Source organism: Pantoea sp. X-Soil-ISGK-275 (assembly GCF_059730795.1).
This window is the reverse complement of record NZ_AP035976.1, coordinates 916704-941372: the sequence shown is the minus strand read 5'-3', so window position 1 is coordinate 941372 and position 24669 is coordinate 916704. Positions and strand designations below refer to the sequence as shown.

Annotated in this window: 21 protein-coding genes; 8 read left to right on the top strand and 13 right to left on the bottom strand. The window is 55.2% G+C overall.

Annotated features, from left to right (window positions below; genetic code table 11):
- Positions 1 to 26: 26 nt before the first annotated feature.
- The 4 genes from frr to rpsB form a co-directional block, all read right to left on the bottom strand.
- On the bottom strand, positions 27 to 584 hold the full coding sequence (gene frr / locus AC6I8A_RS04200; RefSeq protein WP_036649587.1) for a ribosome recycling factor: 558 nt from the start codon (positions 582 to 584) through the stop codon (positions 27 to 29).
- A gap of 142 nt (positions 585 to 726) precedes the next feature.
- Positions 727 to 1452 (bottom strand): UMP kinase, encoded by a 726-nt coding sequence (gene pyrH, locus AC6I8A_RS04195; protein WP_007893903.1) that lies wholly within the window; start codon positions 1450 to 1452, stop codon positions 727 to 729.
- Between the two features lie 154 nt (positions 1453 to 1606).
- Positions 1607 to 2458, bottom strand: a complete 852-nt coding sequence (tsf, locus tag AC6I8A_RS04190; RefSeq protein WP_256695662.1) for a translation elongation factor Ts — start codon at positions 2456 to 2458, stop codon at positions 1607 to 1609.
- A gap of 182 nt (positions 2459 to 2640) precedes the next feature.
- Entirely contained in the window at positions 2641 to 3360 is a 720-nt protein-coding gene (rpsB, locus tag AC6I8A_RS04185) for a 30S ribosomal protein S2 (RefSeq protein ID WP_007893898.1), read from the bottom strand.
- A gap of 318 nt (positions 3361 to 3678) precedes the next feature.
- Here rpsB and map point away from each other — a divergent pair, with 318 nt between their 5' ends.
- From map to AC6I8A_RS04165, 4 genes are all read left to right on the top strand, one after another.
- Positions 3679 to 4473 carry a type I methionyl aminopeptidase gene (gene map, locus AC6I8A_RS04180; RefSeq protein ID WP_008108487.1) on the top strand — a complete coding sequence of 265 codons (795 nt, stop codon included), beginning with the start codon at positions 3679 to 3681 and terminating at the stop codon, positions 4471 to 4473.
- A gap of 70 nt (positions 4474 to 4543) precedes the next feature.
- Entirely contained in the window at positions 4544 to 7198 is a 2655-nt protein-coding gene (glnD, locus tag AC6I8A_RS04175) for a bifunctional uridylyltransferase/uridylyl-removing protein GlnD (protein ID WP_008108488.1), read from the top strand.
- A gap of 184 nt (positions 7199 to 7382) precedes the next feature.
- Entirely contained in the window at positions 7383 to 8207 is an 825-nt protein-coding gene (gene dapD / locus AC6I8A_RS04170) for a 2,3,4,5-tetrahydropyridine-2,6-dicarboxylate N-succinyltransferase (protein WP_256695661.1), read from the top strand.
- 293 nt (positions 8208 to 8500) lie between these two features.
- Positions 8501 to 8890, top strand: a complete 390-nt coding sequence (locus AC6I8A_RS04165) for a DUF3461 family protein (protein WP_008108490.1) — start codon at positions 8501 to 8503, stop codon at positions 8888 to 8890.
- A gap of 41 nt (positions 8891 to 8931) precedes the next feature.
- Here the strand turns inward: AC6I8A_RS04165 and AC6I8A_RS04160 are convergent, their stop codons facing one another.
- The 4 genes from AC6I8A_RS04160 to dgt all read right to left on the bottom strand — a co-directional run bounded on the left by AC6I8A_RS04160 (position 8932) and on the right by dgt (position 14580).
- Positions 8932 to 10161 carry an alginate lyase family protein gene (locus AC6I8A_RS04160; RefSeq protein WP_497818076.1) on the bottom strand — a complete coding sequence of 410 codons (1230 nt, stop codon included), beginning with the start codon at positions 10159 to 10161 and terminating at the stop codon, positions 8932 to 8934.
- The gene (locus tag AC6I8A_RS04155) at positions 10161 to 11318 is read right to left on the bottom strand and encodes a CdaR family transcriptional regulator (RefSeq protein WP_061718082.1); all 1158 of its coding nucleotides are present in this window, start codon (positions 11316 to 11318) and stop codon (positions 10161 to 10163) included. The genes AC6I8A_RS04160 and AC6I8A_RS04155 overlap by 1 nt, the downstream gene beginning before the upstream one ends.
- Before the next feature lie 183 nt (positions 11319 to 11501).
- Positions 11502 to 12950 carry a serine endoprotease DegP gene (gene degP / locus AC6I8A_RS04150; protein ID WP_008108493.1) on the bottom strand — a complete coding sequence of 483 codons (1449 nt, stop codon included), beginning with the start codon at positions 12948 to 12950 and terminating at the stop codon, positions 11502 to 11504.
- A gap of 136 nt (positions 12951 to 13086) precedes the next feature.
- Positions 13087 to 14580, bottom strand: a complete 1494-nt coding sequence (dgt, locus tag AC6I8A_RS04145; protein WP_497818075.1) for a dGTPase — start codon at positions 14578 to 14580, stop codon at positions 13087 to 13089.
- Positions 14581 to 14677: 97 nt separating this feature from the next.
- Between dgt and mtnN the strand changes: the two genes are divergently transcribed.
- From mtnN to AC6I8A_RS04130, 3 genes are all read left to right on the top strand, one after another.
- On the top strand, positions 14678 to 15376 hold the full coding sequence (mtnN, locus tag AC6I8A_RS04140) for a 5'-methylthioadenosine/S-adenosylhomocysteine nucleosidase (protein ID WP_497818074.1): 699 nt from the start codon (positions 14678 to 14680) through the stop codon (positions 15374 to 15376).
- Entirely contained in the window at positions 15369 to 16178 is an 810-nt protein-coding gene (btuF, locus tag AC6I8A_RS04135; protein ID WP_497818073.1) for a vitamin B12 ABC transporter substrate-binding protein BtuF, read from the top strand. The genes mtnN and btuF overlap by 8 nt, the downstream gene beginning before the upstream one ends.
- A 115-nt stretch (positions 16179 to 16293) precedes the next feature.
- Complete coding sequence (locus AC6I8A_RS04130; RefSeq protein WP_008108497.1) at positions 16294 to 16545, top strand: hypothetical protein; 252 nt, start codon at positions 16294 to 16296, stop codon at positions 16543 to 16545.
- Between the two features lie 34 nt (positions 16546 to 16579).
- Here AC6I8A_RS04130 and erpA read toward each other — a convergent pair whose 3' ends face one another.
- Positions 16580 to 16927, bottom strand: a complete 348-nt coding sequence (gene erpA / locus AC6I8A_RS04125) for an iron-sulfur cluster insertion protein ErpA (RefSeq protein ID WP_256695652.1) — start codon at positions 16925 to 16927, stop codon at positions 16580 to 16582.
- A gap of 200 nt (positions 16928 to 17127) precedes the next feature.
- Between erpA and hemL the strand changes: the two genes are divergently transcribed.
- Positions 17128 to 18408 (top strand): glutamate-1-semialdehyde 2,1-aminomutase, encoded by a 1281-nt coding sequence (gene hemL, locus AC6I8A_RS04120; RefSeq protein WP_265301269.1) that lies wholly within the window; start codon positions 17128 to 17130, stop codon positions 18406 to 18408.
- 31 nt (positions 18409 to 18439) lie between these two features.
- On the opposite strand, the gene fhuB is transcribed toward hemL, so the two are convergent.
- The 4 genes from fhuB to fhuA are packed head-to-tail and all read right to left on the bottom strand — an operon-like array spanning position 18440 to position 24349.
- Entirely contained in the window at positions 18440 to 20416 is a 1977-nt protein-coding gene (fhuB, locus tag AC6I8A_RS04115; protein ID WP_497818072.1) for a Fe(3+)-hydroxamate ABC transporter permease FhuB, read from the bottom strand.
- Positions 20416 to 21294 carry a Fe(3+)-hydroxamate ABC transporter substrate-binding protein FhuD gene (fhuD, locus tag AC6I8A_RS04110; RefSeq protein ID WP_265301265.1) on the bottom strand — a complete coding sequence of 293 codons (879 nt, stop codon included), beginning with the start codon at positions 21292 to 21294 and terminating at the stop codon, positions 20416 to 20418. Before fhuD ends, fhuB begins: the two co-directional genes overlap by 1 nt.
- Positions 21295 to 21303: 9 nt before the next feature.
- The gene (fhuC, locus tag AC6I8A_RS04105; RefSeq protein ID WP_007888799.1) at positions 21304 to 22098 is read right to left on the bottom strand and encodes a Fe3+-hydroxamate ABC transporter ATP-binding protein FhuC; all 795 of its coding nucleotides are present in this window, start codon (positions 22096 to 22098) and stop codon (positions 21304 to 21306) included.
- Positions 22099 to 22153: 55 nt separating this feature from the next.
- Positions 22154 to 24349: a ferrichrome porin FhuA gene (fhuA, locus tag AC6I8A_RS04100; protein WP_265301262.1), complete on the bottom strand. Its 2196-nt coding sequence runs from the start codon at positions 24347 to 24349 to the stop codon at positions 22154 to 22156.
- Positions 24350 to 24669: the final 320 nt, after the last annotated feature.

Here is a 24669-nt window from a genome sequence, read left to right as displayed (position 1 = left end):
GGCGTTTTGAAAAGCAGTTGATGGAATTAGAAGTCCATCAGTTCCTTTTCTTTATCGGCCAATGCCGCATCAACACTCTTGATGTGCGCATCGGTCATTTTCTGGATCTCATCCTGCGTACGACGTTCGTCGTCTTCGCTGATCTCTTTGTCTTTCAGCAGCGCTTTGATCTTGTCGTTCGCGTCACGGCGGACGTTACGTACAGAGACACGGCCCTGCTCAGCTTCGCCACGTACGATCTTGATCAGATCTTTACGACGCTCTTCGGTCAGCGCTGGCAGCGGTACACGAATATCGCTACCGGCTGAGCTTGGGTTCAGACCCAAATCAGACGTCATAATCGCTTTCTCAACAGCAGCGCTCAGCGAGCGATCAAATACGTTGATTTTCAACGTACGTGAATCCTCTACCGTCACGCTAGCCAACTGACGCAGCGGCGTAGGTGTACCGTAATAAGGAACCACAATGCCGTCGAGCAGTGAAGGCGAAGCACGGCCGGTGCGGATTTTGCTGATGTTGTTTTTAAATGCATCCACACATTTTTCCATGCGCGTGTCTGCATCTTTTTTAATGTCGTTAATCACGTTGAAACCCTTGAATTCGGTTGACCTGGCCATTTCCGGGCTAACCGGAAGCGGTATCGATAAACATCGATCATCCTAATTGCTGCGCGATGCCAGAGCATCGCGGCAAAAGAATATACCTTATTTTAACGTGCGTCGGGTATTAATGCGTAATCAGGGTGCCTTCTTTTTCACCCATCACGACGCGACGCAATGCGCCTGGCTTGTTCATGTTGAAGACGCGGATAGGCAGTTTATGGTCACGCGCCAGCGTAAAGGCGGCGAGATCCATCACTTTGAGCTCTTTATCCAACACTTCTGCATAGCTCAGTTGGTCATACAGCGTGGCATCCGGGTTTTTCACCGGATCTTCAGAGTAGACGCCGTCTACTTTGGTGGCTTTCAGTACCACGTCGGCTTCGATTTCGATGCCGCGCAGGCAAGCTGCAGAGTCAGTGGTAAAGAACGGGTTGCCGGTACCGGCCGCGAAGATCACGACGCGGTTATTGCGCAGCAGACTGATCGCTTCTGCCCAGCTGTAGTTATCACACACGCCGTTCAGCGGAATCGCTGACATCAGGCGCGCATTGACATACGCACGGTGCAGCGCATCACGCATTGCCAGGCCATTCATTACTGTTGCCAGCATGCCCATATGGTCGCCGACCACACGGTTCATGCCCGCCTGGGCCAGACCTGCGCCGCGGAACAAGTTACCGCCACCAATAACCACACCCACCTGAATGCCCAATTCAACCAGCTCTTTAACCTCTTGCGCCATGCGGTCAAGCACGCTCGCGTCGATGCCAAAACCTTCGGCACCTTGCAGTGCTTCGCCACTCAGTTTTAGCAGGATACGTTGATATACAGGTTTTGCGTTGGTCGCCATGGTCAGTTCTTCCTGGAAGATATGATGAAAAGGAGAAGTAAAATCTGGTCGATCATCCGCAAAGCCCGCGAGAAAAGCTATTGGGATGAGACTGAAAGTGCTGCACTAAATCGCAGACAAAAAAGAACCGCCTTGTGGCGGTTCTTTCGGACCATTAAGACTGTTTGGACATTGCAGCAACTTCTGCTGCGAAGTCAGCTTCAACTTTCTCAATGCCTTCACCCACTTCGAAGCGGATGAAGTTGATGACGTCAGCGTTTTTCTCTTTCAACGCCTGGCCAACGGTTTTGCTTGGATCGATAACGAAAGCCTGGCCGGTCAGAGAAACTTCGCCGGTGAATTTCTTCATGCGGCCTTCAACCATTTTCTCTGCGATTTCTTTTGGCTTGCCAGACTGCATGGCGATGTCCAGCTGAACCTGGTACTCTTTCTCAACCACGTCTGCAGACACGTTTTCTGGCTTAACGAATTCTGGCTTGCTTGCAGCGATGTGCATAGCAACTTGCTTGCTCAGTTCTTCGTCAGCACCGGTGGTAGAAACAACCACACCGATACGTGCGCCATGCTGATAGCTGTTCAGCTCAGCGCCTTCCAGGATAGCAACACGACGGATGTTGATGTTCTCACCGATTTTCGCAACCAGCGCTACGCGTTCTTCTTCGAACTGCGCTTTCAGAACTTCCACATCGGTAACTTTGCCAGCGACAGCTGCATCCAGAACCTTTTCAACAAACGCCAGGAAACCGCCATCTTTAGCAACGAAGTCGGTCTGGCAGTTTACTTCCAGGATCGCCGCGAAGCCGTCAGCGATTTTGGTTTTGATCACGCCATCAGCAGCAACGTTGCCTGCTTTCTTAGCGGCTTTGATTGCGCCAGATTTGCGCATGTTCTCAATCGCCAGCTCGATGTCGCCGTTCGCTTCGGTCAGCGCTTTTTTGCAGTCCATCATGCCTGCGCCAGTACGCTCACGCAGTTCTTTTACCAATGCAGCGGTAATATCAGCCATTCCAGAATCCTCGATTCGTCTCTGTGTGCTCACACACTGTCAGAAACTTGTTGCGGAAAATTTACTCTGCCCCGCTCGCTCTGCAGTGAGCGTGACAGACTTAGATAAAATAAAGGGGCCTGAACGGCCCCCTTAACAGATAACATCTGATGTCTAAGGGCTCTTAGAAAGAGCGAACCTTATTAAGCTTCAGCAGCTTCTTCAGCCTGCTCAGCCAGATCCTGTGAACGGCCTTCGCGCACGGTAGTGGCAACGGCAGTCAGGTACAGGCTTACAGCACGGATCGCATCGTCGTTACCTGGGATAACGAAGTCAACGCCGTCTGGATCAGAGTTGGTATCAACGATAGCAAATACTGGGATACCCAGGTTGTTTGCTTCTTTGATAGCGATGTGCTCGTGATCAGCGTCAACAACGAACAGTGCATCCGGCAGACCGCCCATATCTTTGATACCGCCCAGGCTGTTTTCCAGCTTGGCCAGTTCGCGAGTGCGCATCAGCGCTTCTTTCTTGGTCAGTTTGTCGAAAGTACCGTCCTGAGACTGAGACTCAAGATCTTTCAGGCGTTTGATTGACTGACGAACGGTTTTCCAGTTAGTCAGCATGCCACCCAACCAGCGGTGGTTTACGAAGAACTGGTCGCAGCTCAGAGCTGACTCTTTTACCGCTTCGGCAGCAGCGCGCTTAGTACCAACGATCAGAATCTTACCTTTACGGGAAGAGATCTTTTTCAACTCAGCCAAGGCGTCGTTGAACATTGGCACAGTCTGCTCGAGGTTGATGATGTGAACCTTGTTACGTGCGCCGAAGATGAATGGCTTCATTTTCGGGTTCCAGTAACGGGTCTGGTGACCAAAGTGAACACCAGCCTTGAGCATGTCGCGCATTGAAACAGTTGCCATGATTACCTCTAAAGTTTGATTTGGGGTTGGGCCTCCATGTATCCCATACGACCGACCTCTTTCAAGGCACCCCGGCGTATGTGTCGATACATGTGTGTTTTAGTACACATAATGAGTTTTATGCGTTTCCTGCCAGCCAAACGTCGGTGACAGAGAATCGTCGGCGCGCTTTATACCACAATGCGCAGGAATACGCCAATAGTAGTTGAGCGCCGCAGGCGCAGACAATCGCCATTTGGCAGCCCTTTTGCTGGCTGCTAACATGACTGCCACAGAACTCATTATTGTCGAAAATTTCGACGATTGCGGATTAATTTAATGGCTATTTCAATTAAAACCCCTGAAGAAATCGAAAAAATGCGCGTGGCGGGCCGTCTTGCCGCTGAAGTGCTGGAGATGATTGCACCGCACGTGGTGCCTGGCGTCACCACCGGTGAACTGGATCGTCTCTGCCACGAACACATCACGCAGAAGCAGCAGGCGATTTCCGCCTGCCTCGGCTATCACGGCTTCCCGAAATCGGTGTGTATTTCGGTGAATGAAGTGGTCTGTCACGGTATTCCGAGTGACGATCGCGTGCTGAAAGATGGCGACGTGGTGAACGTCGATGTCACGGTGATCAAAGATGAGTATCACGGCGATACCTCAAAAATGTTCATCGTCGGTAAAGCGACCATTCAGGGCGAGCGCCTGTGTCGCGTTACTCAGGAAAGTCTTTATATCGCGTTGCGTTTGGTGAAACCAGGTATTCGTCTGCGTGAGCTGGGCCGCGCGATTCAGCAGTATGTCGAAGCGCAAGATTTCTCCGTGGTGCGCGAATATTGCGGTCACGGCATCGGCAAAGGTTTCCATGAAGAACCGCAGGTCCTGCATTACGACGCGGATGACAGCGGCGTGGTGTTGCAAGCGGGCATGACCTTCACCATCGAACCAATGGTCAATGCCGGTGATTACCGCATCCGCACCATGAAGGATGGCTGGACCGTGAAAACCAAAGATCGCAGCTTGTCCGCGCAGTATGAGCATACTATTGTGGTGACAGAAAACGGCTGTGAGATTCTGACGCTGCGTGAAGACGACACCATTCCAGCGGTGCTCGAAAACGTCGCGTAATCATCTCGCTGACAGTACCAGGCCGGCTTATAGCTGGCCTTTTTTATGTGCGTAATGAAGAGGCATGTTGATGAGTGGTAGCGTGACCGAAGCAGTACACAAAGGCCTGACCGATTCCCCCGCCAGCTGGCCCGATGACGCCCTGACGCGCGACAAGCTCAAACAGTATCTCGAGCAATTCCAGCAGCATCTGGGTATCGCATTTGATGCGGGCACCGATATCGAATCCCTGATTGATGCGCGCACGCTGTTTATCGACCGCTTATTGCGTCGCCTGTGGCGCTTCTTTGGTTTCGACCAGATGAAGGAGATCGCGCTGGTTGCCGTTGGCGGCTATGGTCGCGGCGAACTGCATCCGCTCTCCGATATTGATGTGCTGATCCTCAGCCGCCAGCCGCTGGATGACGCGGCCGCGCAGCGCACCAGCGAGCTGCTAACGCTGATGTGGGATTTGAAGCTGGAAGTCGGTCACAGCGTACGTACGCTGGAAGAGTGCCTGCTGGAAGGCTTATCCGATCTTACGGTCGCCACCAACCTGATCGAATCGCGCATGCTCACCGGCGATGTAGCGCTGTTTCTTGAACTGCAAAAGAACATCTTCAGCGATGGCTTCTGGCCGTCGTCACGCTTCTTCGCCGCCAAAATTGAAGAGCAGCAGGAGCGCCACCAGCGTTATCACGGCACCAGTTATAACCTCGAACCGGATATCAAAAGCAGCCCCGGCGGCCTGCGCGACATTCACACGCTGCAATGGGTGGCGCGCCGTCACTTTGGCGCCACCACCATGGATGAAATGGTCGGATTCGGCTTTATTACCGAAGCGGAACGCAATGAAATCAATGAGTGTCAGGAATTTTTGTGGCGCATTCGTTTTGCGCTGCACTTAACGCTGACACGTTATGACAACCGCCTGCTGTTCGATCGCCAGCTGACCGTCGCTCAGCGCCTCAACTATCTGGGCGAAGTCAACGAGCCGGTTGAGCGCATGATGAAGGACTTCTACCGCGTCACGCGCCGCATCGGCGAACTCAATCAGATGCTGCTGCAGCTGTTCGATGAAGCGATTCTGGCGCTGTCGACCACCGAAAAGCCGCGCAACATTGATGACGATTTCCAGATTCGCGGTGACCTGATCGACCTGCGCGATCTCACGCTGTTTGAGCGTGAGCCGCAAGCCATCCTGCGGATGTTCTACGTGATGGTGCGTAACGAAAACATCAAAGGCATCTACTCCACCACGCTGCGGCAGCTGCGCTATGCGCGTCGCCATCTTAAACAGCCGCTGTGCCAGATTCCTGAAGCGCGTGAAACCTTTATGGCGATTCTGCGCCATCCGGGTGCGGTAAAGCGCGCGCTGGTGCCGATGCATCGTCACAGCGTGTTGTGGGCGTATACGCCGCTGTGGGGCAACATCGTCGGCCAGATGCAGTTCGATCTGTTCCACGCTTACACGGTGGATGAGCACACCATTCGCGTGCTGCAAAAGCTGGAAAGTTTTGCCGACGAAGCCACGCGCCCGATGCATCCGCTGTGCGTTGAACTCTGGCCGCGCCTGCCGCAACCGGAACTGTTGCTGATGGCCGCGCTGCTGCACGATATCGCCAAAGGCCGCAACGGCGATCACTCAATTCTCGGCGCGCAGGATGCGCTCGACTTCGCCGAATTACATGGCCTCAACTCCCGCGAAACCCAGCTGGTTGCCTGGCTGGTTCGCCATCATTTATTGATGTCAGTGACCGCGCAGCGCCGCGACATTCAGGATCCGACTGTCATTCAGCAGTTCGCCGAAGTGATGCAGAACGAAAACCGTCTGCGCTATCTGGCGTGCCTGACGGTTTCCGATATCTGCGCCACCAATGAAAGCTTGTGGAATAGCTGGAAGCAGAGCCTGTTGCGCGAGCTGTTCTTCGCCACCGAAAAACAGCTGCGCCGCGGCATGGAAAACAGCCCGGATCTGCGCGAACGCGTACGTCATCATCGCTTGCAAGCACTGGCGCTGCTGCGCATGGAAAACCTCGACGAAGAGCGTTTGCACCATATCTGGAGCCGTTGCCGCGCCGACTATTTCCTGCGCCACACGCCGAATCAGCTCGCCTGGCATGCGCGCCATTTGATTCACCACGATCTCAACAAACCGCTGGTGCTGGTCAGCCCGCAGGCCACACGCGGCGGTACCGAGATCTTTATCTGGAGCCCGGATCGTCCGCACCTGTTTGCCGCGGTGGCCGGCGAGTTGGATCGCCGCAATCTCAGCGTGCATGATGCGCAGATCTTTACCAGCCGCGATGGCATGGCAATGGACACCTTTATTGTGCTGGAGCCAGATGGCAGCCCGCTGGCCGCCGATCGCCATCCGCTGATCATTCAGGCGCTGGAACAAGCCATCACGCAAAACGAATGGGTGCCGCCGCGCACGCGCCGTCAGTCCGCGCGCCTCAAGCATTTCAGTGTCGATACCGAAGTCAATTTCCTGCCGACGCACACCGACCGCCGCAGCTATCTGGAATTGGTCGCGCTCGATCAGCCCGGCTTGCTGGCGCGCGTGGGTGAAGTATTTGCCGATTTGGGCGTGTCGCTGCATGGCGCACGCATCAGTACAATTGGTGAACGGGTGGAAGATCTTTTCATCCTCGCCGATAGTGAGCGGCGTGCGCTTGGGGTGGAAATGCGCAATGTGTTGCAACAGAGGTTGACAGAGGCCCTTAATCCAAACGATAAACTGTGATCTACCCGTCATCATTCAAACCGCAGGGGCGTTGGCTTTCCTCGCTCGACCTGGTCACATACTGATGTATGCTCCCAGGCTCTCGCTGCGTCGCCGCCTTCCTGCAGCTTGAATGATTTAGGGTAGACATATTAATCATGTCCGAATTTACGGACATCCGTTATGACAGAATCAGGAAATAAATATGCAACAGTTACAGAGCGTTATCGAATCTGCCTTTGAGCGCCGCGCCGACATCACGCCATCTGGCGTAGACAGCGCGACCCGCGATGCTATCACCCAGGTTATCGGCCTGCTGGATAGCGGTGAACTGCGCGTGTCTGAAAAGATCAACGGTGAGTGGGTAACGCATCAGTGGCTGAAGAAAGCGGTGCTGTTGTCATTCCGCATCAACGACAACCAGGTCATGGAAGGTTCTGAAACCCGCTTCTACGACAAAGTGCCAATGAAGTTTGCGGGCTGGGATGAAGCACGTTTCAAAAACGCTGGTTTCCGCGTAGTGCCACCGGCTGCTGTGCGTCAGGGCGCATTCATCGCGCGTAACACCGTGCTGATGCCTTCTTACGTCAACATCGGCGCTTACGTTGATGAAGGCACCATGGTTGATACCTGGGCGACCGTAGGTTCTTGCGCGCAGATCGGCAAAAACGTCCACCTGTCAGGCGGCGTGGGCATCGGTGGCGTGCTGGAGCCGCTGCAGGCGAATCCAACCATCATCGAAGATAACTGCTTCATCGGCGCGCGCTCAGAAATCGTTGAAGGCGTGATTGTTGAAGAAGGTTCAGTGATCTCAATGGGCGTTTACATCGGCCAGAGCACCAAAATCTTTGACCGCGAAACCGGCGAAGTGCATTACGGTCGCGTACCGGCGGGTTCGGTAGTGGTTTCAGGCAACCTGCCATCAAAAGACGGTAGCTACAGCCTGTATTGCGCGGTGATCGTGAAGAAAGTTGACGCTAAAACCCTTAGCAAAACAGGTATTAACGAATTGCTGCGCAGCATCGACTAAGCTTTTCCTGCCTGTAAATCTTCCCAACGGGCCTGGCTACGGGCCCGTAATTATTTGTTTACACTCCCGCCTGAATTACCTGTTTCGCGCCGCGAATTAACACGTGCGTTTATTTTTCAAACAGTTCATAATCCGCGCCAAGTTAACTCCGGTCGCGCACTGTTCATCCCGGTTTTTGTGTCTACAGTTGATTAAGTATGCCGTAAGCGTTCCGGTTGCCGTGTTTCAGCTGCATCCCGAATGATGATGATAGTCCTGCGCGCTCACCCACTCTTAGATGGAATATAAACGCTATGTACGACAACCTGAAAAGCTTAGGTATCAGCTCTCCTGAAGACATCGACCGTTATAGCCTGCGTCAGGAAGCTAACAACGACATTCTTAAAATCTACTTCCGCAAAGACAAAGGTGAATTCTTCGCGAAAAGCGTGAAATTCAAATACCCACGCCAGCGCAAAACCGTCGTCGCCGATCACACCAGCCAGGGTTACAAAGAAGTGCAGGAAATCAGCCCGAACCTGCGTTACGTGATCGATGAGCTGGACCAGATTTGCCAGCGCGACCAGGTTGAAGTGGATCTGAAGCGTAAAATTCTGGCGGATCTGCGCCATCTGGAAAGCGTGGTTTCTAACAAGATCGCCGAGATCGAATCAGACCTCGATCAGCTGACCCGCAATAAATAATGGTTCGCATTTGAAAAAAGGCCAGCGAATGCTGGCCTTTTTTATGGCTGCTGATAAGGCAACGAAAGCAGCCAAGTATCGCGCTGTGCCTGCATCACCGCCCCGCTGTTTTGATCTTTCCAATGCGTCTGCCTGATCCACTGCTGATAACGCGGCTGCTGCAAACTGTTGTCGGCCATTGAAAGCAAGGGAATGATGCGTTGGCTCACCCGATCGCGGTTTTTCCACGGCCAGACTTTACTGGCATCGCTGTACGGCGCCACCATGTCGAGCGCATCCAGCAATGAGCCGCTTTGCTGTTGCCTGCTATGCCACAAATCACCCAATCCAGCTTTACCAGCCAACTGCGCCAATGCCGTCAGCGCCTGCAGATTGAAGTAGCTGTAATGGAAGGATCGCGTGCGCGCTAACTCTGCAGGCTGGCTGCCATCGGCACGGATTTGCAGCGCAATTTTACTGCGCGCCAATTCCACCATCGCTTTAACCGTCTCACGATCGCCCAGATACCACGCAATTCCCGCCACCTGCGTGCAGTACCAACTGCCATGATTATTCGCCGCCGCCGCTTCTTGCAGCGCTAACGGATTGTGCCATAGCCAGTGCAGATACTCGCTAAACCATAACTGCATCGCCTGCTGATCGGCTGGCTGCCAACCGGGCGCATTACGCAGCAAAGTTAGCGCATCCACCACGCGCGTGGCAAAGTAGCGTCCATCCAGCACGCCATCATGGCGACCTGCGGATCGGCCCGGAATACCCTGCGCAAAGTTTAGATTCGGATGCATGCGGCTGGTGGGATCGATAAACCAGTGGCGCATCATCGCCAGCGCTTTATCGGCATAACGTTGATCGCCAGAGAAATACCAGGCCAACGTCAGTGCCTGAAAATCAGCGGTAAAGCGCGCCAGCCGCACGCCATCACTTTGATCATTCTTACTGGCGGGATTCACTACACCGTCGCGACGCTGCCACGGCAAGCCGTCGGCGCTGCTAGCATCCGGCCACCAATAGGCGCTCAGGCTTAAATAATCCTGCTTCGAGCCGCTCGGTGGCAGCATTCCTTTGTCAGTGACACTGGGATTGGGGTGCTTCAGCGCGTTATCCGCCTGCTGCTTTAACTGATGCCAGGCATCGAGCGTGGGCGGCGCCGCCTGATGTTGTGCCAACTGCTGCTTAACCCGCTGAAGATCGTTTAAAGAGAGAAAAGCCGGATCGTTAGCCACACCTAGCGCGCTATACAGCCACAGCAACGCAATCCACAAGTTCCTCATTAACTCTGCTCATCCAGTTGGAGCGCCACATACAGCAGCAAACGATCGTCAAAGTTGCCCAGATCGAGTCCGGTAAGCTCGGAAATTCGATTGAGGCGATACTCCAGCGTGTTGCGGTGAATAAACAGCGCGCGCGCCGTAGCGCTCGGTTGTACGTTATGACTGAACCACGCCACCAACGTGCGTCGCAGCAAGCCATTGTTATCCATACTTTTCAGCTTCGCCAGCGGGCGCGCCAGTTCGTTGGCCTGCCAGCCGCCGCGTAAACTGTCGAGCAGCACCGGCAGCACCAGATCCTGATAAAAATAGCTGCGCTGTTCCGGCATGCGCTGTTTGCCCACCATCATGGTGGTGCGCGCGGTACGGTACGAACGTGCGATGCTGCCGGGACCGGTAAAGTAGTTGCCGAGCGCGATACGCATCCGCACCTGTCCACTCTCTTTCATGCGTTGCAGCAGTTGATCCACGCGGCGGCGATGATCGTCCTGATCGTAGCGGCCATGCGCATTCAGTGCCGGTTTCAGCACCACCATTTCGGTGAGTGAAACAATCGCAATCAGGTTGTCACGCTCCGGCGTGGTCAGCAGTGTTTGCAACTGCTGCAGCTCGGACATGGCACTATCGACGCCAAGCTGGCCGCTGTCCACTTCCACCACCGCTACCACGCGCGGTTGATTGAGATCGATGCCGAGCCGCTGCGCCCATTCGCTCAGCGCTGGCGATAAGGTTTCGCTGCGCACCAGATTCAGCACCAATTCTTCACGCAAGCGGCTGTCCTGCGCCAGCATATGCAGCAACCGCGCCTGCTCCAGCATCATTTCAGCGGTCATACACACCAGCTCGCCATAGTGACGCAGCGTTGCAGGTTGGCCGGTCAAACCGATCACGCCAACGATGTCGCCATCAATACGCAGCGGCAAATTAATGCCGGGACGCACGCCGTGCAGGTGTTTTGCTACCGCTTCGTCGATGTCCACCACGCGGCCTTGTGACAGCACCAGCAGCGCGCCTTCGTGCAATTCGCCAATACGTTCACGATCGCCACTGCCGATGATGCGACCGCGCGCATCCATCACGTTGACATTGCTATCAATAATTTGCATGGTGCGGGCAACAATATCCTGAGCCAGTCGCGCATCGAGATGATAGGTGGCCATCAAACACTCCGGAGATAAGGACGAACAGACAGAATACGCATCCGTTACGGCGCTGACATTGTGCAACTGCACATAGCCGTGGGGATTATGCGGGATTTGCGGTAAGCGTCACATTCAGTACCGGACATTTGCACAGACACAAAAAAGGCGAGCCGAGGCTCGCCTGTTTCAACAACCTGAACCTTACTGCATCAGCAGATAAAGGCTGCTGTCACCGCGCTGTACGTTCAGTGCCAGCACCGAAGGTTTGGTATCAAGCACTTTACGCAGCTCGCCAAGGTTAGCCACGGCTTGCTGGTTCACGCCCAGAATCACGTCACCTTTCTTCAGACCGATACGCGCCGCTGCGCTGCCCGGCTTCACGCTATCGACACGCACGCCTTTCTGGCCGTTAGTATCGATATTGCTGAGATCGGCACCTTCAATGCCGGTGTAAATAGTGGCGGACTGCACTTTATCCTGCGAACTCTGCTGCAGTTCAACCGTGACATTCACCGGTTTACCTTCGCGCAGCAGACCCAGCTGCAGCTTGGTGCCGACCGGCAGCGAGCCGACTTCGGCACGCAGCGCCGCGAAGCTGGTCAGCGCTTTACCGTTCATCGACACCACTACGTCACCCGCTTTCACGCCGGCTTTCGCCGCAGCGGAATTCGGCAGCACCTGGCTAACAAAGGCGCCGCGCTGCGCATCGACTTTCATCGCTTTCGCCAGCTCAGAGTTGAGCTCGGTGCCCATAATACCCAGCTCGCCGCGTTTCACCTGGCCGTATTCAACCATCTGCGCGGTCAGGTTTTTCACCATTGAACTTGGGATCGCAAAGCCGATACCGATGTTACCGCCGTCCGGTGCCAGAATCGCGGTGTTAATCCCGATCAGCTCACCGTTAAGGTTAACCAACGCGCCGCCGGAGTTACCCCGGTTGATCGCCGCATCGGTCTGGATGAAGTTTTCATAGTTTTCAACGTTTAGACCGCTACGGCCCAGCGCTGAAACAATCCCCGAGGTCACGGTTTCGCCGAGGCCGTACGGGTTACCGATCGCCACGGTGTAATCACCGACGCGCAGGTTGTCAGAATCGGCAATTTTGATTGCGGTGAGGTTTTTCGCATCCTGCAGCTGAATCAGCGCGATATCTGACTGCGGATCTTTACCGATCACTTTGGCGTCGTAACGACGGCCATCGCTGAGCTGAACCTGAATTTTGGTCGCGTTATCCACCACGTGGTTGTTGGTCACCACATAGCCTTTATCCGCGTTAATCACCACGCCGGAACCGAGCGCACGGAACTGCTGTTTCTGCGCGTTAGCACCGCCATCCGCGCCGCCGCCGTCACCGCCCGCGCCATTTTGGCACATTGGCGAACTCTGGAACGGTGAACCGTCCTGACAGAACGGAGAATTATCACCAAAGAACTGCTGGAACTGCTGTGGCATGCGCGGTGTTTTAACCGTCGTCGTACCTTCCACGCTGATACTCACCACGGACGGCATGACTTTTTCCAGCATCGGTGCCAGGCTTGGCAACTGCTGACTGGAAGAAGAAGCGGTCTCTGCGGCGAATACACTCACAGGGCTCAACGCCGTCGCGCCGAAACTCAGCGCCAACGCCAGCATAATTGTGTTTTTTTTCATTTATCTGTGTCTCTCTAAGAATTACGGCCAGACCATTGCTGTGGTCGTGATGATGAGATTAAGTTTTTAGCGCGAAGTTCCTAATAAAGTTTTAGGCAAAGGTAAAAAATTGTTCTTCGTCTTTACAATTCTGCGTTTATTCAACCGCCATTAAACGACGATATTCGTCCCAGGCATAATTGTCCGTCATCCCGCTAATGTAGTCCTGAATTAAACGCGCACGATAATAACGTTCCCACAACAAGCGCTGATATTTATGCTCAACAATTAATGAACGCATGTGTTGCTGATAGGCTTTGCGATGTTTACCGGAAAGCTTATGAAACAGCCGGGTTTCAATCGGATGCTTTGCCAGAAAATCCTCCTTCATCAAGGTGGTAAATTGCTCGTAATCCAGCAGCAGCAATGACTGATATATTTCGAGCAGACCTTTAATCACCCGATAACCCTGCAATTCCAGTTGTTCAACTTCCGGATGATTAAATACCTGCTGACGCGCCACCGTTTTGAACAGTTTCAGCAAGCGTCCTTCTTCGCCATCATCTTCCAGTAAGGCGTGATTAAAATTGCCTTCGAAAATAGCCGGTAAGTTGTCGATGAAACGCTTAACCGCATGGCTAACCAGCACGTTTTGCACGTTAACCCGCAATGACATAAAGAATTGATCGCTGATACTGCGACGTTTTTTCTGATTAGCCTCTTTCCAGGCATCGCCGATGGTGCGGCTGAATACATCGCCGGTTTTTACCGTGCCCCAGGCATCAAGTAAATGCTTATACAGCGTTTCAACATGGAAGATATCTTTTTCTACAGCATCATCCAAATCGGCAATGCAATATGAGATATCGTCGGCGGCTTCCATTATCCAGGTGAGCGGAAAACGATGGTGCTCTTTTATATTTGTTGCCTCGCGTAACTCAGCCACATATTCACGCTCAGATAAATAGAAACCCGGTTTTTTCATTAATACGCTAAATTCAGCCGGTTTATCGCCTTGCCACCATGCGGGCGCGGTATATTTCAAAATACAGGCGACCTGCGCATAGCTGAGATTGAGTTGCAGCAGCGTGTGCACCAAACGAATCGCCTGAGCGTTGCCTTCGAAATGGCATAAATCTTGACGAATCATTGCATTTAATTGGTCAAAAGCAGATCGCTCTGATTCATCGGCAACGCCCGCCACCAGCGGATCGACCAGCTCGGCAGGCAGATTATCGTCGAACCAGTCATTGATCGCCGCCTCACCAAAGTGACCAAACGGCGGATTGCCAACATCGTGCAGCAAACAGGCCATCTCAATCAGGCTTTCGAAAGCACCTTCGAACTCATCCAGTCCATAATTCACCAGCCCGCCGCCCTGCGTTTTCAGCGCTTGCAGAATCTCTTTGGTGATATAGCGCCCGGTTTGCTGCACTTCCAGCGAGTGCGTCAAACGCGAACGCACCGCCGCGTTGCGCTCTAGCGGGAATACCTGGGTTTTCTGTTGCAGACGACGAATCGCGGCGGAGTTAATAATACGTCCGCGATCGCTTTCAAAGTGGCGGGTAATAAAGTATTCCCCTTCGGGATCTTTGCGGCTGGTATAAGGGCGGGTGAAACTGATCTTCTTCCTGAAATTAATCGCCGCCATAATTACCCCTTATTTTTTCGTGAATTCTTCCTCAATCAGCCATGTTAGACTATGCCTCACTTTTGCGGGTTACATCCATTAAATTAGCGAGATTCTTATGAAAGTAGGCATTATTGGCGCGATGGAGCAGGAAGTTACTCTGCTGCGTGACAAAATCGAAAACCGCCAGACACTGACGCTGGCCGGCTGCGAAATTTATACCGGCACGCTGAACGGTGTTGAAGTGGCGCTGCTGAAATCAGGCATCGGTAAAGTGGCTGCCGCGCTCGGCACCACCTTGTTGCTCGAGCTGTGCAAACCGGATGTGGTGATCAACACCGGTTCCGCTGGCGGATTAGCGTCAACGCTGAAAGTGGGCGATATCGTGGTGTCCGATGAAGTGCGCTATCACGACGCCGACGTCACCGCCTTCGGCTACGAGCCCGGCCAAATGGCCGGTTGCCCCGCAGCTTTCGTGGCAGATGACAAGCTGATTGTCGCCGCTGAGCGGGTTATCAAGCAGCTCGACCTCAACGCGGTACGCGGTTTGGTCGTGAGCGGCGATGCGTTTATCAACGGCGCGGCACCGCTGACGCGCATCCGCACCACCTTCCCGCAGGCGATCGCGGTGGAGATGGAAGCGACCGCGATTGGTCACGTTTGCCATCAATTCAAGGTGCCGTTTGTGGTGGTGCGCGCGATTTCTGATATCGCCGATCAGGAATCACACCTCAGCTTCGACGAGTTCCTCAGCGTTGCGGCAAAACAGTCTTCGCTGATGGTAGAAAACCTGCTGGTTCAGCTGGCGCGTGGCTAAAATCCTGCTGCTCGGGCTGTTGCTGCTGTGCAACAGCCTGTTCGCCGCCGCGCCGCGCGTTATTACGCTTTCGCCCCATCTGACCGAACTGGCCTTCGCCGCGGGCATTACGCCGCTGGCCGTCAGCGCCTTCTCTGATTATCCCGCGCAGGCCAACGCGCTGGAGCAGGTGGCGAACTGGCAAGGCATCAAAGTGGAACGCATTCTGCAGCTCAAACCGGATGTGGTGCTGGCGTGGCGTGGCGGTAATCCGCAGCGGCAAATCGAACAGCTGCAGCGTTTCGGGATAAAGGTTGAGTGGATCGATCCGCAAACCATTGATCAAATGATCGATGCGCTGGCGGCGTTACAGCGCTGGAGTCCGCAGCCGCAGCGAGCGATTGACGCGGCGCAGGCATTGCGCGCGCAGGAAGCGGCGCTGCGTAAACAGTATCAGCACAGTACGCCGATCGCGCTGTTTTTGCAGTTTGGTCAGCAACCGCTGTTTACTGCTGCGCGTAACACCATGCAAAACCAAATGATTGAGCTGTGCGGCGGCAGGAATATTTTTGCCGATAGCAGCGTCAGTTGGCCGCAGGTGAGCCGCGAACAGGTATTGATGCGGCATCCGCAGGCGATTGTGATTGGCGGTAACGCCGCACACGCCGCCAGCATTACCAAATTCTGGCAGCCGCAGCTGGATGTGCCGGTGATCGCCATTAATGACGACTGGCTGAGCCGTCCGGGGCCTCGCATGCTGCTGGCAGCGAAACAGCTGTGTGCAGATTTACATCCGTCGAAAAAAAGCACCATTAAAGATTAAAGATTAAAGATCCGGCAGAAATTGTCGTAAATCATAATACAAGGCGCAGCGGCCACGTATGCTCTGTGCCCATTTTTAGCGCTTAGCGCAATTTTGTCTTCACCAGGAACTATTCATGACCAGAGCACTGCTGCTGGCCATAGGGCTCGTGATCGCTGCACCACTGAGTGCGGCCACGTCGACCGGCTCTATCGCCGTCACCTTAACGTTATTCTCGCGTTGCGATATCTCACGCCAGAATGAACACACTCTGCCCACCGTGGATTGTGGACGCCACTTCAGCGCGCAGCCGCGCATTACCGAACGTGTGTTAAAACGCGATGCCACGCGCCGTGAATCCGCGCGTTTAGTGACAATAGAGTGGTAAGAATCTGGCTACCAGAACGGCAGCCAGAGCAGTATTAGATGCTGAAGGAAGAACCACAACCGCAGGTGGTTTTGGCATTCGGGTTGGTCACGATAAAACGTGAACCTTCCAGGCCTTCGGTGTAATCCACGGAACCGCCCACCAGATATTGCAGGCTCATCGGATCCACCACCAGCGCCACACCTTGTTTCTCGATGGTCATGTCGCCGTCATTCATTTGATCGTCAAAGGTGAAGCCGTACTGGAAACCGCTGCAACCGCCGCCGGTAATATAGACGCGCAATTTCAGCGCGGGATTCTCTTCATCAGAAATCAGGTTTTTCACTTTTTTTGCTGCTGCATCAGTGAATTGCAAAGGCAGCGCTGCTAAGTCGTCACTCATCTTTTACTCCGGGTAAACGTCGAGGTCAGAAAACGACCTTAATTTCGCTATTATCTGCCAGCCGTCCAGTGCAATCAAGTCTCAAGCTTGACACTGCGTGCCGCCGCCTGCGCAGGAAAGTATATACCCTAAACTTTAGCGCAAGCCGTTATTCCCGTAGAATGGCGCCAGATTTTTTCCCGAACAGCAGGAGCAGAACAATGAGTAAGTCAGAAAACCTGTATGCCGCAGCGCAACGCCTGATCCCCGGCGGTGTGAACTCCCCGGTACGTGCATTTACCGGTGTGGGCGGTGTGCCGCTGTTCATCGAACGCGCTGACGGTGCGTATCTGTATGACGCCGACGGCAAAGGCTATATCGATTATGTCGGTTCGTGGGGCCCGATGGTGCTGGGTCACAACAACGCCAACATCCGTAACGCGGTAATTGAAGCCGCCGCGCGCGGTCTGAGCTTCGGCGCGCCGACCGAGATGGAAGTGAAAATGGCCGAGCTGGTGTGCGAGCTGGTGCCAAGCATGGACATGGTGCGCATGGTTAACTCTGGCACCGAAGCCACCATGAGCGCCATTCGCCTGGCGCGCGGCTTCACCCATCGCGACAAAATCATCAAGTTCGAGGGCTGCTATCACGGCCATGCCGATTGCCTGCTGGTAAAAGCCGGTTCCGGCGCGCTGACGCTGGGACAGCCAAACTCGCCGGGCGTACCGGCCGATTTCGCTAAACACACGCTGACCTGCACCTACAACGATCTCAGCACCGTGCGTGCGGCTTTCGAGCAATATCCTGAGGATATCGCCTGCATCATCGTTGAGCCGGTGGCGGGCAACATGAACTGCATTCCACCGCAGCCAGACTTCCTGCCGGGCCTGCGTGCGCTGTGTGACGAATTCGGCGCGCTGCTGATCATCGACGAAGTAATGACCGGCTTCCGTGTCGCGTTGGGCGGTGCTCAGGCCTATTACGACGTGACGCCAGACCTGACCTGCCTCGGTAAAATCATCGGTGGCGGCATGCCGGTTGGTGCTTTTGGTGGTCGTCGCGAGGTGATGGATGCGCTGGCGCCAACCGGTCCGGTTTATCAGGCCGGTACCTTGTCCGGTAACCCGATTGCCATGGCGGCGGGCTTTGCATGTCTGTCGCAGATTGCGCAGCCGGGTACGCATAGCACGCTGACCGATTTGACCACGCAGTTAGCGCAAGGCTTGCTGGACGCGGCGAAGGCCGAAAACATTCCGCTGGTGATCAACCACGTTGGCGGCATGTTCGGGATTTTCTTCACCGACGCCGATGAAGTCACCGGCTATCAGGACGTGACTCAGTGTGATGTGGAACGCTTCAAGCGTTTCTTCCACCTGATGCTGGAAGAAGGCGTTTACCTCGCGCCATCCGCTTTCGAAGCCGGCTTTATGTCGCTGGCGCACAGTAAAGAAGATATTCAGCGCACCATCGATGCCGCACGACGCAGCTTCGCGAAACTGTAAAATAAGAAGGGCGCCACATGGCGCCCTTCTGCTATGCCCGCCGCAACAGCCAAATAAAATACGGCGCACCAAAGAAGGTCGCCATCAACCCGGCTGGAATTTGATCCGGGAACGCCAGCATCCTGCCGCACCAGTCGGCGAAAATCATCAAACCGCCGCCCAACAAACCGGCCATCAACACCTGCGGTAACGCACGGCGGAACCCAAGCATGCGCACGATATGCGGCGCCATCAGCCCAATAAAGCTCAGCGGCCCAATAGTTAACGTGGCCGTGGCGGTCAATGCCGCAGCCAGCAACAGCAAGCTAAGGCGCGAGGTGGTCAACGCCATACCCGCTGAACGCGCAGTGGCGCTGCCGAGTGGCAACAACGTTAGCCAGCGACTCGCCAGCGGTGCCAGCGCAATCAGCACCAAACCCACCACCGCGCTTTGCACCGCTTGCTGCATATTGATGTTGTAGGTTGAACCGGAAATCCTGCTCAGCAAGCCGCCCATGCGCGGATCGCCGCTGGCCAGCAGCACCATCAAAATAGTGACGAACGCGCTGTTGAGCGCCATGCCCGCCAGCAACATGCGTTCTGGCGAGAAGCCGCCGCGACTCGCCACCAGCATAATAATCATCAGCGTCAATGCCGCACCCAGCGCACCGGCAGGCAACAGCCAGGCTACCGCATCCCCCGGCACAAAGAACATCATCACCACCACGCCACACGCCGCACCCGAGCTGATGCCCAGCACTTCAGGGCTCGCCATCGGATTGCCGGTGAGACGCTGGATCAGCGCACCTGCCACGCCGAGCATCATGCCGACAATCAGCGCGGCCAATACGCGCGGTGCGCGCCACGGCAGCAGTTGATGCAGCATATCGCCGCCCACCCACGTAAAGCCCTGCGCATCACGACCAAAGGTAATGCCAACCCAGCTGAATATGCCCAGAACCAGTAATCCAATCAGACACCAGCGCAAGACGTTCTGCCGCTCAGCCGGCACGCTATCGCCCTGATTGAGCGCCGGTGGCACCGATCCGGTACGCAAGCGCGGCAACAGCCACAGCAGAATCGGCACGCCGATCAGCGCGGTCGCCGTGCCGGTCGAGACTTCGCGCCAGTGGCTGGTGAGCCACAGCACGCACTGATCGGCCAGCCACAGCAGCAGCGCACCAATCAACGGGGCCAGCATCATGCGGCTAATCAGGCGACGTCCACCGAGCATCTTCGCCAGCAGCGGCGCAAACAGGCCGATAAAGCCGATGATGCCCGCAACATTGACCAACTGCGCGCTAAGCAAAATCGCCAGCGCCAGCGCGGCAATACGCGCCGCCGACAGCGCCAGACCGAGATTTTTCGCTACGCCATCATCGAGCCCCATCAACGTCAGCGGGCGCAGCAGCGCCAGCGCCACCACAAACGCCAGCAGCAGACGCGGCCACAGCTGGGCCACGTTGTGTCCATCCAGCTGATTGAGTGCGCCGGTGCTCCACAGGAACATGTTTTGCAGCTGATCGTGATTGAAGATAGCGAAGATTTGATTCACCGAACCGGCGTACAAACTCAATACCAGCCCAGCCAGAATCAGCGTCACTGGCGACAAACGTTTGCCCCAGGCCACGCCGAATACCAGAATGCCGACCAGCACCGCGCCGCCCATCGCCGCAAACTGCTGCGTGAGCTCGCCGCCCGGCAAATGCCATAACGTCGCGACGGTAATCCCCAGCTGAGCGCCGGACGACACGCCCAGCGTGGTGGGTTCCGCCAGCGGATTACGCAGCACCTGTTGAAACAGCAAACCGGCGAGGGCAAGGCCCGCGCCAACCAGCAGCGACAGCGCCAGACGCGACAGCAAGCTGTGATGAAACACCACTTGCTGGATGTTGTTGATGTCAGGCGCGAAAAACGCCTGAGACCACTGATCGCCTGGCAGCGCCTGACGCAAATTGATAAAAGTTAAGGCCAGCGCCAGCAGAAAGACTGCACTCAGCAGCGCGACGGGAAAAAGACGATTGCGCATCAGTGCGACTCCAGCGCGTGTTCCAGCACGCGGACAAATTTCAGCGCCGAATAGGTCGCGCCGTAATACCACACCGCCGGCACGCGCTGGAAACGCTGCGCGCGCACAAACGGCAGCGCCTGCCACAGCGCGGTAGCCATCACTTGCTGCATATCGCGATCGTTATCGTGATCGAAGCAGATCACCTGCACATCACCTACTTCCGCCAGCCGCTCCAGCCCAACAACCGCGCTGCCCCAGAAGTTGGTTTCACCCTGCCAGGCATTGCTCAAGCCAAGGATCTCCATCACCTCGAGAAACAGGCTGTTTTTACCGAAGGTAATCGCATGGCGGCTATCCATCAGTGACATCAGCAGCACCGGACGATCGGCCCACGGCTTGAGGCGTTCACGCGCCGCCGCCAGCTGCTCATCCACATACTGCAGATGCTGCACGGCCTGCGCTTCACGGCCAAGACGCGCGCCGAGCGCCTGCAGCGAGTGACGCGCGGTGCTGAGCGGTTTGCCGTCGCCGCTATTAAGGTCAAAACCCATGGTCGGCGCGATGCGCTGCAGCTTATCCAGCGCCGGGCCGTAACCATTGGAGTGCAGAATGAGCGAAGGTTCGAGCTGCGTCATCAGCTCCAGATTGGGTTCGGTGCGCAGACCGAGATCGATAACGCCGGACGGCAGCTGCGGATCGCCGACCCAAATGTTGTAGTTGTGCATGTCGGCCACGCCGAGTGGCGTCACGCCGAGCGCCATCAGCAGCTCCACTGGCAGCCACTCCAGCGCCAGAATGCGCTGCGCATCCGGCACGGCGGCACGCAGCGGCAACGCGGACATCAAGGGGGAAAGCGCCAGCGCCGTCAGCAGGCGGCGGCGAGAAATGTCGAACATGGCGAGGCCTTAATAAACGAAACTGACGGGCGCGCCGCCCAGCGGATGCGGCAAAATGCCCATCGGAATACCGTAAATGTTGCCCAGCACATCGGCCTGCATGATCACCTCAGGGCCGCCTTCGGCAATCACTTCGCCACCGCGCAGCGCCACCAAACGATCGCAATAGCGCGCCGCCATGTTGAGATCGTGCAGCACCGCAATCACCGTCAGCCCACGTTCGCGGCTGAGACGCTGAATCAGCGCCAGCACATCAACCTGATGGGCGATATCCAGCGCCGACGTCGGTTCGTCCAGCAGCAGACAGCGACTGTTCTGCGCCACCAGCATCGCCAGCCAGGCACGCTGGCGCTCGCCGCCAGAAAGGCTATCCACCAGACGCCCGGCAAAAGGCTTTAATCCCACCAGCGTAATCGCCTCTTCTACCCGATCGCGATCTTCCTGACCATAGCGGCCCAGCGCGCCGTGCCACGGATAGCGGCCAATCGCCACCAGCTCGCGCACCGTCATGCCTTCCGCCGCGGGCAGTTGCTGCGGCAAATACGCCACCTGACGCGCAAAATCTTTGCTGCCCCAGTTATCTACCGCGTCCTCATTCAGCAACACGCGCCCTTCACTCGCCGCATGGTGACGACCGAGCATTTTCAGCAGCGTGGATTTGCCGGAACCATTATGACCAATCAGCGCGGTGACTTTGCCCGGTGCAAAAGTAAGAGACAGCGGATGCAGCAGCGTGCGGCCTGGCACACGAAAACTGACGTTATCCAGCCTGAAGGTGGTTTCTGCGTGGTGCGGATGCTGCATGATAATCCCTGGTTAATCGGTAGGGTCGCCATTAATGGCGACCTACGTAACGTGATCAGAAGCGGAAAGTCGCAGTACCGACAATCTGACGCTCAGCGCCCCAGTAGCAGGCGTAGTCGCGGTAGCAGCTGGCGACATATTCACGATCGAACAGATTATTGACGTTAACGCCGATGGTGGAGCCCGGCATGCCAAAGCGTGCGAGATCGTATTTCAGCGCGGCATCAACGGTGGTGTAACCGGCGACGTCAAAGTTTTGGTTCTCGTTCGCCGGGTCATTGGCGCTGTAGATACCTTTGCTTTCGCCGACATAACGTACACCTGCACCCAGCGTTACGCCTGAAAGCGCAGTTTCGTGGAAGGTGTAATCACTCCATATCGATGCCATATGCTTCGGCACCTGCACCGGCGTTTTGCCTTTCAGTAAGGTGTCATGCGTATATTCGGCATCGGTATAAGAGTAAGCGGCTGTCAGGTTGATATTGGCATTTATCGCCGCTTTGGCTTCTAACTCCACGCCGCGTGAACGAATTTCACCACCTTGCACGCTGAATTGCAGACTATTGGGATCGGCTGTGAGGTTCTTCGTTTTCGTGAGCTGATAGACCGCACCCGTGATAACAATCGGACGATCTTTTGGCACATATTTCACACCGGCTTCGTACTGCTTAGCGCGTGAAGGATCGAATGTTTGGCCGCTGGATGTGGTACCCGCTGTAGGAATAAACGATTCGCTATAGCTGAAATACGGCGCGATGCCGTTATCAAATACGTAATTCAAACCACCGCGCCAGGTGAAGGCCTGATCGTGGTTTTTCTCTTCTGTATTACCGTTACGGTTCAATGCCGAGGTCATCGCGTAATCATAGCGACCGCCTAATGTCAGCACCCAACGGTTCCACTCCATTTGATCCTGGGAGTAGAGGCCAGTTTGTTCCTGACGGTTTAGATATTGATACGGGAATGGCGTACCGATAACCGCGTCATTGCCATATTGCGGATTGATTGCACTGATCGGTGCGGCGCTACCAAAGGCAGCATCAATATCATTGCGGGTACGCTGATAATCCACGCCCATCAGCAAAGTATGATCCACGGCACCGGTGGCAAATTTAGCTTGAACCTGGTTATCCAACGCAAACTGATTCAGCTTTTCATTAGAAACCGCTGAACCGCGGGTGATTTGCTGTGTAGCGGGAATGAAACCATTGCCATAAATACTGCGATAATCCGTTCTCAGATCCGCATAGCGCAGATTCTGTCGCACCGTCCAGGTATCGTTGAAGCTGTGCTCGAAGTTGTAACCCACCATCTTGGTGTTGCGCGAAATCTTGTTGCTGTCTTCGCCTTCATCAAAGTTGGTCGGCAGCTTGTAACTGCTGCCGTCAGGACGCGTGATGCCCACCACGGTGCCCTGACGCGGCAACCAGCCGTAATAGCCGGTTTCCGGTTCGTTCTGGAAATAGGTCAGCAGATCAAAACGCGTATTCTCATCCGGACGCCAGCTGAACGATGGCGCAATGGTGTAACGCTTCTCTTTGTTCATCTCCTGCTGCGCATCAGCGCTGCGCGCGAGGCCGGTCAGGCGATAGCTGTAAACGCCGTCATCATCCAGCGAGCCGCCGAAGTCGAAACCGGTGGAGAACTGATTATTGGTGCCCATCTGGAACTGCACTTCACGCAGCGTCTCCTGCGTAGGACGCTTACTCACCAGCGACACCACGCCGCCCGGATTGCTCTTGCCGTACAGCACTGAAACCGGACCGCGCAGCAGCTCGGCGCGCTCGAGGAAATAGGGATCGATAGCAAACTCAGAGTAGTTATCGCCCTGCAGTTTCAGGCCATCAAGATATTGATTGGTGTTGGTTTCGCTGAAGCCGCGAATAGAAAGCGCATCGATGACATTGGAGCTACCGCGGTTGCCGGTCAATACGCCAGGCGTATAGTTGAAAGCCCCTTTCACGCTGGTGACGTTTTTCATCGCCATCTCTTCCTGCGTGACCACAGAGATCGACTGCGGGTTCTTCTCAATCGGCGTATCGGTTTTGGTGCCGGTGGCGCTGCGTTTGGCCGCGATGGTTGGCGACGGGCCCCATGCATTCTCTTGCGCCACGCCGCTGCCACCATCGGCGCTGACAACCACGGTATCTTCTGCCAACGCCTGCACGCTGAACGTACCCAGAGTCAGTGAAATAAGCCAAGCCAGCGAACGCGGGCGGAAAAAACAAGGATTGGTGTTTCGCGTATTCATAAGTGAGGTCTCTCGAAAAAAGTCGATGCAGGCGAATACAAACGAGAATGATTATTATGACGCACGGATTTTAGGCGAAATATCTCCACATTCGCAACGTCTAATGGCCGTTAGCGCGGCGTTTACAGCCAGATCGCGCATATTCATGATCGCGAATAATAAATTAGCGATGAAGCGAGCGCAGGCCACCAATCGGGAAATTACACTGCCGCAAAGCGGAAATTCATTTCATCCCGATTGAGCCATTAATTAAAAATAATAAATAAAATCATTTATTTAAGAATTGGCCCGCTAATTGCTTATGTCATGCATTCTCTTTC

Coding starts and splice junctions, on each gene's coding strand:
- pyrH (WP_007893903.1), bottom strand. CDS start 1,452: ATGGCGACCAACGCAAAACCTGTATATCAACGTATCCTGCTAAAACTG.
- tsf (WP_256695662.1), bottom strand. CDS start 2,458: ATGGCTGATATTACCGCTGCATTGGTAAAAGAACTGCGTGAGCGTACT.
- rpsB (WP_007893898.1), bottom strand. CDS start 3,360: ATGGCAACTGTTTCAATGCGCGACATGCTCAAGGCTGGTGTTCACTTT.
- map (WP_008108487.1), top strand. CDS start 3,679: ATGGCTATTTCAATTAAAACCCCTGAAGAAATCGAAAAAATGCGCGTG.
- glnD (WP_008108488.1), top strand. CDS start 4,544: ATGAGTGGTAGCGTGACCGAAGCAGTACACAAAGGCCTGACCGATTCC.
- dapD (WP_256695661.1), top strand. CDS start 7,383: ATGCAACAGTTACAGAGCGTTATCGAATCTGCCTTTGAGCGCCGCGCC.
- AC6I8A_RS04165 (WP_008108490.1), top strand. CDS start 8,501: ATGTACGACAACCTGAAAAGCTTAGGTATCAGCTCTCCTGAAGACATC.
- AC6I8A_RS04160 (WP_497818076.1), bottom strand. CDS start 10,161: ATGAGGAACTTGTGGATTGCGTTGCTGTGGCTGTATAGCGCGCTAGGT.
- AC6I8A_RS04155 (WP_061718082.1), bottom strand. CDS start 11,318: ATGGCCACCTATCATCTCGATGCGCGACTGGCTCAGGATATTGTTGCC.
- degP (WP_008108493.1), bottom strand. CDS start 12,950: ATGAAAAAAAACACAATTATGCTGGCGTTGGCGCTGAGTTTCGGCGCG.
- dgt (WP_497818075.1), bottom strand. CDS start 14,580: ATGGCGGCGATTAATTTCAGGAAGAAGATCAGTTTCACCCGCCCTTAT.
- mtnN (WP_497818074.1), top strand. CDS start 14,678: ATGAAAGTAGGCATTATTGGCGCGATGGAGCAGGAAGTTACTCTGCTG.
- AC6I8A_RS04130 (WP_008108497.1), top strand. CDS start 16,294: ATGACCAGAGCACTGCTGCTGGCCATAGGGCTCGTGATCGCTGCACCA.
- erpA (WP_256695652.1), bottom strand. CDS start 16,927: ATGAGTGACGACTTAGCAGCGCTGCCTTTGCAATTCACTGATGCAGCA.
- hemL (WP_265301269.1), top strand. CDS start 17,128: ATGAGTAAGTCAGAAAACCTGTATGCCGCAGCGCAACGCCTGATCCCC.
- fhuB (WP_497818072.1), bottom strand. CDS start 20,416: ATGCGCAATCGTCTTTTTCCCGTCGCGCTGCTGAGTGCAGTCTTTCTG.
- fhuD (WP_265301265.1), bottom strand. CDS start 21,294: ATGTTCGACATTTCTCGCCGCCGCCTGCTGACGGCGCTGGCGCTTTCC.
- fhuC (WP_007888799.1), bottom strand. CDS start 22,098: ATGCAGCATCCGCACCACGCAGAAACCACCTTCAGGCTGGATAACGTC.
- fhuA (WP_265301262.1), bottom strand. CDS start 24,349: ATGAATACGCGAAACACCAATCCTTGTTTTTTCCGCCCGCGTTCGCTG.